Consider the following 12,226-nt stretch of genomic DNA (forward strand, 5'->3'; position numbering starts at 1 on the left):
TACCCAAAATGGTATTTGGTACTCAGCCCTGACAGAGTTAGCAAAACTCCGCCTTGCTGAACCAAAAAAAGCCACTTTAGACAATGAATGGGCTAGTCTACTGAGAAATCTCGATTTAGAAAATTTATCCCAAAAACCTCTGGTCGGAGAAGTAAAAATTAAACAGTAATGGCGCAAATATCTTCCTACTTATTAAACCTCTTGGCAAAAGTGCTTTTTGCAAGAGGGGGAAAAAGGGGTTCATCTTAAAGCGGAAGGAGACAATACAGAACCTTTCCCCAAACATAACTATGTTAATAAAGATAAACGAAGCTCAAACTCTCTTTCCTCCTGCCTTCTGCCTCACTTCGACTACGCGGAATCGAGCGACTTGCACTGAGTTTCGACTACGCTCAACTACCGCGCAGTCGTTGTGAGTCGAGATTCAGTGACCTCCTGCCTCCTGCCTTGCCCTGACAATAAATATTCACGACGACCTACTTATCAGATCGGATACTGCCTTGGCTGTGAGATACATGCAATTGGCATTCACACAGAGGGAACCTGTGAGAGGAATCGACTCCTGTGCGCTACGACGATGGGGAAAAAATTTTATCACCAGCTGCATAATACTGATTTGCTCACACCCATAGATATATAGAAGACAAGTTTCACATCATCAAGATAAACAATATATGTTAGCGCAACCAACGATGCTCTTTTGTCTTATCTGGGAATGTTCACATCTAAAAATTGGTTATAGCAGGAAACAGGCTTGAAAGTCACTTGGTGCCGGGGTTTTACGATCAATTGATGTCCTAACCTACCTGGTAACTGCTATAACGAAAATGGGAACTTGAAATATTAGAGTCGTTTTAACCAATACCTTTGGTGCGGCTGAACTCAAAGTCATATTACTCAAGTTCATCAGTCGGCTGGCGATCGCTATTTCAAGGAGAGAAACTCATATTCTCACAACTAGCGATTCTCAAATATTTCACAGGTTTCAACAGGAGGTTCATAAATGAAGATTTTTGTTGCAGGCGCAACGGGAGCGATTGGTCGTCCGTTAATCGCGCAACTGCTAGCGCAAGGACATGAAGTAGTTGCGTTGACACGTTCTTTAGAAAAAGCACAAACTTTAGCTGAACAAGGCGTAGAATTGGCGATCGCAGATGTGTTCGATGCAGATGCTGTTAAAGCTGCCATCACCCGCACTCAGCCGGAAGTGGTGATTGAACAACTCACTTCCCTCCCCAAAACCTATACTAACGAGTCGATGAGTGCAGCATCAGCCTTAAATACTCGCATCCGTCGAGAAGGAGGTTCTAATGTACTGGCAGCAGCCCAAGCGGCTGGCGTGCGGCGTTATCTAAGGCAGTCAATCGCATTCTGGGCGATTCCCGGCGCAGGCTTGGCAGACGAAGAAACGCCACTAGCTTTTGATGCCTCACCTGCGGTTGCAGCAGATGCTCATATAGTCACTGAGATCGAGCGTGACTTACTCAAAGCGCCTAACCTAGAAGGAATTGCTCTGCGTTATGGTTTCCTTTACGGGCCCGGTACTTGGTTTGCCCCCGATGGCGATGTTGCCCAACAGGTGCTACAGCAACAGTTCCCGATCGTTGGGAATGGGGAAGGTGTATGGTCGTGGATTCATATTGAGGATGCTGCGATCGCCACAGTTGCAGCAGCAGAACGAGGCAATCCTGGCATTTACCTAATTACAGACGATCAACCCTTAGCGGTGCGGCAGTGGCTTTCTGCTTATGCCCAATGGCTCAATACTCCACCACCTTTGCAGGTATCGGTTGAGGATGCTCTGCGAATTAGTGGTGCGGATGCTGTTTATTATGGTACTCAAATGCGAGGCGCATCGAATGCTAAAGCAAAACGCGAATTAAATTTTCAGCCTCGACCCTTGGAATGGATGGTTAACAGCGCCGTGGTTCATGCCAGTTAAGAATTGAAGGGAGAAGAAAGATGAAAATTGCTCAATATGGAACAGCGATCGTGGTCATCCATGCGATCGTACATGGACTGCATGGTTTAGCACATGTGGAAATCCCTGTTCCCCTCTCAATACTTCAGAGTTTATTTGTGGGTATTGTGATTTATGCGATTCCCATCATTGCAGTCGTTTTACTTTGGACACAGTTTGCCCTGATTGGTAGCTGGCTCTTGCTCTTTTTAATGGCAGCATCAATCCTTTTTGGAATCTACAATCATTTGCTCGTAATTAGTTCGGATCATGTGTCTCAAGTTTCCTTTGCAGGTTGGGGATTGCTATTCCAAATCACAGCCATTCTGACATTAATTGTGGATGGATTCGGCTGTTGGATTGGCATCTGGGCATTGAAAACCACTCAGGAACCAGAAAAGGTTATATAAATTGTTTCGATTATTTTAATCACCATCATCTGTTATTGTTTACTTGCTTGCTCTCAATTTAGAGCAGTTTTCTTTCATTAGAAATAGACACTGAATTATCTAATTTCTCATTGCACAGGATCTAACATGAACCACATACTCAAGAATAAACGCGCCCTCATTACTGGAGGCAGTCGCGGTATTGGGGCAGCGATCGTCAAGCGTTTAGCAAGTGTTGGTGCTGATGTCGCTTTCACCTATACTAGTTCACCCGATCGGGCTAACGAAATTGTGCAGGCAGCGCAGGCGCTAGGTGTCCAGGCTCTTGCCATCCAAGCCGACAGTGCCGATGCCAGTGCGGTAGTCGCGGCTGTCGAAGAGACTGTGAACAAATTGGGTAGCATTGATATTCTCGTTAACAATGCGGGCGTACTGGCGATCGGCCCAATCGACGATTTCACGCTGGCGGACTTTGATCGAACCTTTGCCATTAACGTGCGTGCTGTATTTGTGGCGACGCAAGCCGCAGTTAAGCACATGAAAGAGGGCGGACGCATCATCAACATCGGCAGCACCAACGCCGAACGTATGCCATTTCCTGGTGGCGGCGTATATGCGATGAGTAAATCTGCTTTGCAAGGGCTTGTGCAAGGACTGTCGCGTGACCTTGGCCCACGCGGGATTACAATCAACAACGTGCAGCCAGGGCCGATCGCTACGGATATGAATCCCTCGGAGGGGGAGTTTGCCGAGATGCTCAAAAAGCAGATAGCGGTAGCCCGCTACGGCACGGTTGACGAGGTTGCGGGGCTGGTTGCTTATCTGGCTGGCCCTGAGTCCGGTTACATCACCGGCGCAAACCTGATGATTGATGGAGGGTTCAGCGCATAACTGCCGTAGGTGGATGCCTAATACCAATTCGTAATTCAGCAAACCGGATGTATCCGGGGCTTGGATCTGTTGCTTGATTTTAGAGAATTGGTATAAGCCAGGGGTAAATTCCTGGCTTAGGCATCCAAATAAGGATTTAGAAGAGCATATTTATTAGGTAAATTCCTAGAATCCCAGTTTGGCGATCGCATTTATTTCTCATAGAGGTTGATAAAATATGTTTGATCTTGACCAAACTATTAAAGACCGACACTCAACACGCAAATTCTTATCACAACCAGTGCCACGGGCTTTGCTCGATGAAGCCTTGGCTCTAGCGCAGCTCGCGCCGTCGAATTCAAACATCCAGCCGTGGCGATTGGTGTTTGCCCAAGGTGGATGCCGCGATCGCTTGCAAGAGGCTTTGCTAAACCTTGCCAAGCAGCAGCCCAACGTCTCTCCTCTGCCTTCTGCCTTCCAGCATTACCGCCAGGAACTGGGAGCGCAAGTCTACGGGGCGATGGGGATTACTCGTGACGATAAAGCGAATAGACAGTTGGCCGTTTTGCGTAATTACGAATTTTTTGGCGCACCAATGGTTGCTATTGTCTGTATGCATCAAGATTTGGGCGTTGCCGATGCTTTAAGTGTGGGGATGTATTTACAAACGCTGGTGTTGAGCCTAACTGCTCGTGGCATTGGCACTTGCGTAGAGGTTTCGTTAGCGACTTATCCCGAAATCATCCGCAACGAGTTAAACATACCACCGGAATTATTAATCATTTGTGGTTTAGCCGTTGGCTATTCCGATCCTGATTTTCCCGCTAATCATCTGCATATAAGCCGTGAGGCAGTGGAGAAAAACGTCTCGTTTCAGGGCGATTGACAAAAGGCTGGATTTTTTCTACTAGACGCTAAACACAAGTGCAGCGGAAGTAGCAAATCTGATTATTGAAGCAGCAAAAGCAGAAGCCTCAAGTAAAGTTCATTAACCTTAATTATTTATACGATGGTTAAGCGATCGCTAACCCTTATGGGCATTAGGTTGACGCATTAAACCAAACCTACATCTATCGGATCTCGGAATCGGTAAATCAGGAAAGTGTTCTGATTTTAGAGGAATTCACCATGAAAGTTTTGATTCAAGCGATCGTCAGTTTTTTTGTATTTATTGTCGATTTCGTCTACGGAAATCGTTCTTACCCTCGGTTTTATATGTTGGAAACCATCGCCCGCGTTCCTTACTTTTCTTATCTATCGGTGCTGCATCTTTACGAGACGCTGGGTTACTGGCGCAAAGCTGACTTGTTGAAACTTCATTTTGCTGAAACCTGGAACGAATTACATCATCTGTTGATTATGGAATCACTGGGTGGCGATCGCCACTGGATTGATCGCTTCATTGCTCAACATGTCGCTGTAGCTTACTACTGGGTGGTTGTGCTGATTTACATACTGTTTCCCTCTTACGCCTACTACCTGATGGAACTGATTGAAGGTCATGCCTACCATACCTATGACGAATACTTGAAAACCTATGAAGCCCAACTGAAAGCTCAAAGAGCGCCCCAAGTCGCAATCAACTTCTATCGTGATGGCGATCTCTATATGTTTGATGAAGTTCAGACTGCACCAGTCCATGAATTTCGCCGTCCTAAGGTAGATAATCTATACGACGTGTTCGTGAACATCCGTGATGATGAATCTGAACATGTGAAAACGATGGTGGCACTCCAGAAACCAGAAGCGCGACTAACCTTCAAAAGTCCCCATACAGTTTTTGAAGCGATCGCTGCGATCGCCGGCGAAGCTTCTCTCCAAGACGCTACGCGAACGTCCATCACAGATAAACCAGACTGATCTCTGTTCCCCGTCTCCATGACTGAATTTAATTTTGTCCAACTACTGAATCGCCTCGATTTGCTTGAACATGCGTATCTAGTACTCTGCCAACCCAAAAATGCGCTTGTGAGGGCTCTTGATTGGAAAAACGGACTCATGGTAAGGGATTTAAAACCTTTCCCCCTTACCCTTTACCCCGCTTGCGTTCCCTTAGCGAACTACTAGCTGGGTAACAACTATGGTAAAAAGCCTTTTCTGCTCAAATGTAAGGAAATAATTCACCAACAGCACCAGCAAATGAACAGAAAACTGAATGAAACTCAAAACGCTTAATTTGTAAGGAGAAATTTGGATGAAACTATTAACAACCTGGATAACAAGTATTAGTTTGTTTATTGGCGCTTCTGCTGTGGGAATCGCTGCATTTTCTCAAGTTAACTTCAAAGCTGCGGCTACTGCATCAAATATTCCACCAGCATTAACTAAACTTAGCGACAAATCTTATCTACTCACTTGGACAGATAATTTTGCGGTATATGTCTCTTGCTATCCCACAGTTAAACCCAGAATGAAACCTGCACCAATTAAGCAAACACCAAATAGGTATGTAATTACCTGTAAAAATAAATAAATTGTGAGCAAAAAATGAAACTTTACTATCGCGGTCTTAGTTACGAATATAACTCAAGTGAAGCAGCTCAAAGAGGAACACGACCATTTGCACCAGTTGATCGTCAAGGTTCTGCTTATAACCTAACTTATCGTGGGCAAACCTATCGTGTTGACCCAAATATCGAAGCTGCGGAAGTTTCTACACCACGAGTAGCTTATCAATTAATTTATCGGGGAGTCACCTATTTTGTGGAGAAAACGCATACAGGAGAAGTTTATACAACATTTTCTCAACCTTTTAACGCTCTAAAAGTTAGAAAATTTTTCATCAATATTTTGGGATGGCAAAAATAATCATGAAAAATTTTTTAAAGTTTTGTCGTACTAGCAATCTTATTTACCGAAAAACAGCAAAGTACAGGAGAATTTCATGACTCAATATGACTACATTGTGATTGGTGCAGGTTCGGCAGGCTGTGTAATTGCCAATCGTTTGACAATTCTTCATAGGTAATCCCGATGCTGTGAGGAATCTGGTAGTAGGGCAAACCGCAACTGTAATCCATGTTCTGTTACATCTGTTCCTTCTGCGATCGCCCTCATGCAGTGCTTGATGCGATCACTGTAGGCAAGATTTACAGTACTTGTACAGAGGTATAAATAATTGCCAAATTATAAACTGAATGCTTGGAAAAGAACCGAGGTAAGTTGCTGATGTTATTAGCCTTAATCCATAAGGCACAGACTATTCTGGAGATTGGTACGTTAGTTGCGTTGCAATCGCTGTTGTTACCTCTGACAATTAGCAACGAACTCCAAACTGCTTAACAAAGGCGTAGTTTCACTAAATCTATCTCCGGTGTAAATTACCAGTCTCCCATAATACTCATTTTTACTCCACCTTTAGGAGCCATTAAAAAACCTCGTCGTGCTGGAGTAACAGGGGCTTTCTCCTCTTTTAAGTTTCTCAATCTGTTTAATTGTCATATTTACTGGCTGTGCGACGATGGCGGTAAACTACAGTGCCTCTATTACTTGCTCGAAATTGCGGCGATATATCTGTTGGGTGTAGTCATGCCACTCTTTATCTGACGAGTGGGGCGATCGCTTTAATGTTGCCTCTTGGACGTATGCTATCAATGGGCGACGAAGACACTCGTATTTCTCGAAGGCTTTGGCTATAGCTTGCAAATCGTTCCAGTTATTCTCCTCAGCAATTTTAGTGATGAGTGTTGTAACTATTAGCGCATCTTCCAATCCTTGATTAGCACCTTGAGCCATGAAGGGAGGCATTCCATGTGCGGCATCGCCAACTAAGACGATTCGCCCTACACTCCAGCTTGGTGGAATTTTGGCAGGATTAGCTTCTATATTGAGGTCAGTTAGGTTAGAAACTTGTAGAGAATCCAAAATGGTAGCGTGGTGAATGTAGTATGGACGCTGCTGCATATTGGCAGGAGGAGACATACTCACTAATTGCTTGAGCGCATCAGGAAAACCTGCTTTTTCCAACTCCTCTAAAGCTAAGTCAATTAAAGAACTTTCTGACTTTTCTTGCAACGAGTCTAAAGGCAAAGCAAGATGTATTATATACCCAAGTACACGAGTTGGTTTGCGAAATAATATTATCCTGATGTTATTTATACAAACAGAATTTCCAGTTATTTCATCATTAGTGATTGTTACAAGTGGTGAGTCTTGAAAGAAATCTTCTTCTAGTTTTGTCCATAATTTCTTTGGTATTTCAGCTATTTCCCTACAAAATATAGCTGCAAACCCAGAGTATTCAGGTCGGGCAAAATCATCATATTGAGTATCTGTGTAAAGCAGTCTACGAACTGTAGAATTAATCCCATCTGCTGCAACAATTAGTTTAGCTCTAATAGATTTTGTTGCTAATTCTTGGGGGAGAATATCTGAGTTTTGGGACTGCGGATCGTTATATTTTTGCCCATCTGTCCAATAGGCATAAGGGTTGGCTTCTATTCGTGTATCACTTACACAATCTATGCGGACACAACCTTTGTCCGGCTCATTCACAACATTAATACAACGGTGATTAGCTTTAACTAAGTCTGGTGGAAGTAACTGTCTGAGGGTTGTTTGTAAATTGTACCAAGAAATTGATACTCGACCCTCACCATAATCTTTAAACCAGTCATCGAAACTAAGTGAAGTTGACCGAATTATCTCACCCTTTAAATTTTTGTAAGCCCATTGCAGTGATGATCTTGGAGACTGTTTTGTTGGAGTAAGTTCGACAGTTTCCTGGTCATTAGACTGTTTGAAATTTAATAAGCCTAGTCCAGTTTTTTTGACTTCTTCGTAAGCGTTAGGATCTAAATGTTTAAGAGCTTTTAATCCATTGGGGAGGAGATCCAATGTTTGTCCAATTTGACGAAAGGCGCGAGTTTGATCGATGACAAGGACATTTTCAATACCACGTTTACGTAAGCCAATGGCAGTGGCTAACCCAATCGGCCCAGCGCCAATCACTACAACATCGTAGATTTTTTGAGAGGTAGAAGAGGAGATCACAGATGCAGATAAGGTATCAGCTTTGATTGATGTGTTTGTATGTGTATGAGGACTTGATTGAGTTTCTGGCATATTTATATACAGGAATCTGGAATAGAAGCTGGGCAATTTGGAAAGCTATAGCCATTAAGTTACATAGAATCACATAACAATATTAGAATCAAATACAAAAAGTTAGATATTTTACTGTGATCGCACTTATTATTTTGAAGCAAGTTATGATTATCGAACCGCCAAGCCGCCAAGAGAAGAAAGAGAAGGGGTTATAAATTATTACAGTTGGTGTTCACAGGTGGAGCGATGTTTATGACAGGCTGTGCCTACGCTTTTTTTTACTCGACAAATACTAAGTAGAGCGATCGCTGTTGTTACCTCTGACAATTAGCAACGAACTCCAAACTACTTAACAAAGGTGTAGTTTCATCTATCTCCGGTGTAAATTACCAGTCTCCCAGAATACTCATTTTTACTCCACCTTTAGGAGCCATTAAAAAACCCCGTCGTGCTGGAGTAACAGGGGCTTTCTCCTCTAATTTCAACTTAGAATTCAACAGAATCGTCGCCAGAATTAATTTCATTTCAAATAAAGCGAATACTTGACCTAAACATTGACGAGAACCTGTCCCAAAAGGCCAAAATTCATAAGGTGAGTATTTACGATTTATAAACCTCTCTGGTTGAAATTTATCTGGTTGAGGATATAAATCTTCTCTACGGTGAGTTAGGTAAATAGAAGGTATTTTTGACAATCAATGTGTCTCGCCAGCTAGACTATCGTCTCTAACCTAGCTTCGATTTCTTCACGCCTGCATACAAGACATCTAAACCAGATGGCGTGAAATAACCTAATATTAAACAACTTTCTAATTACGTAGCTTGCTGCAAGACAGAGGCTAGGATTACGAATTAGGGATTAGTATAAGTGGGTGTGTCAGAGTTTTGTCTGTACAGACAATGTATGATTCTTGAGAACAGGGAGCAGAATAGAGCGTGATGAAAGCAGAAGTAGCGTCTTACGGATGTTGGCGATCGCCGATAACAACAGACTTAATTACCGCAAGTATAATTGGATTGGGACAAATTGCCCTCTGTGGCGAAGAGATTTACTGGAGTGAGCTACGACCATCAGAGTCAGGTAGAAACGTCATAGTGCGGCGGGGTGCAGATGGTAAAATCCAGTCCCTCACGCCTAGTGGCTTCAATGTGCGTACTCGTGTGCATGAATATGGTGGCAGTTCCTTTCTTGTAGTGGATGGCACTGTTTACTTTTCCAACTTTATTGATCAACGCCTATATTATCAAAAGAGCGATCAAGAGCCGCAAGCCATCACCCCAAAAGCTGCCACACGCTATGCAGACGGTGTTTTTGATCGTCAAAACAACCGAATTATTTGTGTGTATGAAGATCACACAGATGTGACAAAGGAGGCGAGTAATAGTTTAGTCGGCGTGGAACTAGACGGAGATCATAAAATCCAACTATTAGTATCTGGAAATGACTTTTATGCTTCGCCTCGGCTTAGTCCGGATGGTTCACGTTTAGCTTGGCTGACTTGGAACCATCCTAATATGCCTTGGGATGGGACTGAACTATGGGTTGGGGAATTAAAGGCAGATGGTTCTCTAGGAAATACTCAAAAAATTGCTGGGGATTTAGATGAGTCTATTTTTCAGCCACAGTGGTCGCCAGATGGTAAGTTGTATTTTGTTTCTGACCGTACAGGTTGGTGGAATATATATCGTTGGCAAGATGAAAATGTAGAAGCGCTAACTCAAATGGAAGCAGAATTTGGTCAGCCGCAATGGAATTTTGGGATGTCCACTTATGCTTTTGGGTCTGCCAACCAGATTATTTGTACTTATACCCAGCAAGGCATTTGGTATTTAGCAAGCCTTGATACACTAACACGTCAGTTAAAACTAATAAATACGCCCTACACAGATATTAGCTCTCTCCACGCCACCTCTAAACAGGTAGTTTTTCGCGCAAGTTCGCCAACTCAATTAGCAGCAATTGTCCGTTTGGATCTGACAACTAAAGAGCTAGAAGTACTACGGTGTTCTAGTGATGTAACTATTGATCCTGGTTATCTTTCTTTACCTGAAGCCATTGAGTACGAAACATCTGATGGCAAAACAGCATACGCCCTTTTCTACTCACCTCGAAACCGTGACTATACGGCTCCTGAGACTGAAAAACCGCCCTTGATTGTCAAAAGTCACGGTGGCCCCACCGCAGCAACTTCTAGTAGCCTCAATTTTAGCATTCAGTATTGGACTAGCCGAGGAATAGCGGTTTTGGATGTAAATTATGGTGGCAGTACAGGGTACGGGCGGGAGTATCGGCAACGGCTTTCTGGGAATTGGGGAATTGTAGATGTGGATGATTGTGTTTTTGGTGCGCGTTACTTAGTGTCACGGGGAGATGTAGACGGCGCTCGTCTAACCATTTCCGGCGGGAGTGCAGGTGGTTACACAACGCTTTGTGCCTTGACTTTCCGAGATACTTTTAAAGCAGGAGCCAGCTATTTTGGTGTCAGTGATTTAGAAGCTTTAGTTCGGGACACACATAAGTTTGAATCACGGTACTTGGATCGTCTGGTTGGCCCTTATCCACAACAGCGTCAGATTTATCAACAGCGCTCGCCAATTAACTTTAGTGAGCGTCTAGCCTGCCCAATGATTTTTTTCCAGGGATTAGAAGATCAAGTAGTTCCGCCCAATCAAACTGAAGCAATGGTTACAGCGCTAAGAACAAAAGGTGTACCTGTGGCTTATATTGCTTTTGAGGGTGAACAACATGGTTTCCGCAAAGCCGCAAACATCAAGCGTTCTTTGTCAGCAGAACTTTACTTTTATTCACGAATTTTCAATTTTGAAATTGCCCAACCAGTTGAGCCTGTAGTCATTGAAAACTTTTAGCTAAGTAGCTGTAAGAGCTGATTCGTAAATAAAATCTAAAGTAACTTTGGATGAGTAGGAGTGGATTTTAAGCTAGATCCAGTTGCATGGTTGTACTAAAAATGACTCGTTTGCCGGAGATTGCCAATCCCCAAAGAAAACCTTACCCCGTCTCATGGTTAGGCGATTAGCTGCTTAATATTTACTTTACGAATCAACTCTAAGATTGAGCCAGTACGATGATGTACCCACCTGTCGCTTACTTTCTCAAGTAATAATAGTCAGTATTTTTCTCACCTTCTGGTTTGTTATCGTTTTCTAGAAGGATATAAAATTTGGATAAAGGCTTTCTTGAAGCGATCGCTAGGAGTACCCGTGTGGATAAGTTAAATGTGGTTCGCCTTAGTAAGGAAATTTGTAGTACATAATTTTGACATATTAACAACACAAACTTTACGTAAACTAAATTAAACCTTTTGAAAAAAGCAGCAGTCTAAATTTAGAAATCAGTTAAATTGCTGAAAATCAACTCACAAAGAATTTAACTGAACTAATGCCCAATACTTGAAAAAAGGAAAATTAGTTATGAAACGGATACTTGCAGGTGTATTAGTTGCTTTGCCACTGTTTATTGCTGCCATGCCAAAACAAGCATCAGCATTAGTAATCGATATTGGTAGGCATCATCATCACAGGTGGATTCCTGGACATTGGGAGAGAATAAATCACCATAGAGTATGGATTCGTGGTCACTATGAACGTTGATGAAAACCTAACTCTTCTTTGATTGGAAGTCGGCGGTCAACTCAAAGTCCAGAGTGGGTGGGGTAATTCATTTTTTGGTTGTCCATAACTCATGACTAGAAGCTAGGACTTACACATTGAAAATACTGTCTGCTTCATCTGTGTCCATACCCCCCCAATTTATTACTTCCACTTTCATTAATAGGGGGTGTGGACGCAATACTTTTCGGTTAAGGGAGAAAGAGGAAAGGGAAAGGTTTTAATTCACCTCCCTCTGCCGTTGACGATAATCCCAATACTGCACGCTTTGTGCATTTTCAACTCGGCATTGGGTTTGGGGAAAAGGTTAAAGGGTAAAGGTTAAAGGTTT

12 protein-coding genes are annotated in these 12,226 nt (G+C 43.0%); 10 read left to right on the forward strand and 2 right to left on the reverse strand.

The genetic code is table 11. From position 1 onward, the window contains the following. The first annotated feature begins 13 nt into the window (after positions 1 to 13). The 8 genes from RMX98_RS35300 to RMX98_RS35335 all read left to right on the forward strand — a co-directional run bounded on the left by RMX98_RS35300 (position 14) and on the right by RMX98_RS35335 (position 6,027). A complete protein-coding gene (locus RMX98_RS35300) occupies positions 14 to 169 on the forward strand; it encodes a DUF928 domain-containing protein (RefSeq protein WP_322677279.1) in 156 nt (51 codons plus the stop codon). Positions 170 to 1,003: 834 nt separating this feature from the next. Beyond that, positions 1,004 to 1,942 (forward strand): NAD(P)-dependent oxidoreductase, encoded by a 939-nt coding sequence (locus RMX98_RS35305; protein WP_322682099.1) that lies wholly within the window; start codon positions 1,004 to 1,006, stop codon positions 1,940 to 1,942. A 20-nt stretch (positions 1,943 to 1,962) separates the two neighbouring features. Next, positions 1,963 to 2,370 carry a hypothetical protein gene (locus RMX98_RS35310; RefSeq protein ID WP_322682098.1) on the forward strand — a complete coding sequence of 136 codons (408 nt, stop codon included), beginning with the start codon at positions 1,963 to 1,965 and terminating at the stop codon, positions 2,368 to 2,370. Positions 2,371 to 2,496: 126 nt separating this feature from the next. Beyond that, on the forward strand, positions 2,497 to 3,240 hold the full coding sequence (locus RMX98_RS35315; protein WP_322682097.1) for an SDR family oxidoreductase: 744 nt from the start codon (positions 2,497 to 2,499) through the stop codon (positions 3,238 to 3,240). Positions 3,241 to 3,457: 217 nt separating this feature from the next. After that, positions 3,458 to 4,105, forward strand: a complete 648-nt coding sequence (locus RMX98_RS35320; protein ID WP_322682096.1) for a nitroreductase — start codon at positions 3,458 to 3,460, stop codon at positions 4,103 to 4,105. 242 nt (positions 4,106 to 4,347) lie between these two features. Continuing rightward, positions 4,348 to 5,079, forward strand: coding sequence for an alternative oxidase (locus RMX98_RS35325; RefSeq protein ID WP_322682095.1), 732 nt, complete (start codon positions 4,348 to 4,350; stop codon positions 5,077 to 5,079). A gap of 334 nt (positions 5,080 to 5,413) precedes the next feature. Further along, positions 5,414 to 5,692, forward strand: a complete 279-nt coding sequence (locus RMX98_RS35330) for a hypothetical protein (RefSeq protein ID WP_322682094.1) — start codon at positions 5,414 to 5,416, stop codon at positions 5,690 to 5,692. 14 nt (positions 5,693 to 5,706) lie between these two features. Next, positions 5,707 to 6,027 (forward strand): DUF4278 domain-containing protein, encoded by a 321-nt coding sequence (locus tag RMX98_RS35335; RefSeq protein ID WP_322682093.1) that lies wholly within the window; start codon positions 5,707 to 5,709, stop codon positions 6,025 to 6,027. 663 nt (positions 6,028 to 6,690) lie between these two features. On the opposite strand, the gene RMX98_RS35340 is transcribed toward RMX98_RS35335, so the two are convergent. Next, a complete protein-coding gene (locus RMX98_RS35340) occupies positions 6,691 to 8,283 on the reverse strand; it encodes an NAD(P)/FAD-dependent oxidoreductase (RefSeq protein ID WP_322682092.1) in 1,593 nt (530 codons plus the stop codon). Between the two features lie 368 nt (positions 8,284 to 8,651). Further along, positions 8,652 to 8,960, reverse strand: a complete 309-nt coding sequence (locus RMX98_RS35345) for a cytochrome P450 (RefSeq protein WP_322682091.1) — start codon at positions 8,958 to 8,960, stop codon at positions 8,652 to 8,654. Between the two features lie 244 nt (positions 8,961 to 9,204). Between RMX98_RS35345 and RMX98_RS35350 the strand changes: the two genes are divergently transcribed. Beyond that, a complete protein-coding gene (locus RMX98_RS35350) occupies positions 9,205 to 11,133 on the forward strand; it encodes a S9 family peptidase (RefSeq protein ID WP_322682090.1) in 1,929 nt (642 codons plus the stop codon). 564 nt (positions 11,134 to 11,697) lie between these two features. Next, positions 11,698 to 11,877 carry a hypothetical protein gene (locus tag RMX98_RS35355; RefSeq protein ID WP_322682089.1) on the forward strand — a complete coding sequence of 60 codons (180 nt, stop codon included), beginning with the start codon at positions 11,698 to 11,700 and terminating at the stop codon, positions 11,875 to 11,877. Positions 11,878 to 12,226 lie beyond the last annotated feature (349 nt).

The sequence above is a fragment of the Nostoc sp. DedQUE02 genome (assembly GCF_034531035.1).
GTDB lineage: Bacteria > Cyanobacteriota > Cyanobacteriia > Cyanobacteriales > Nostocaceae > Nostoc.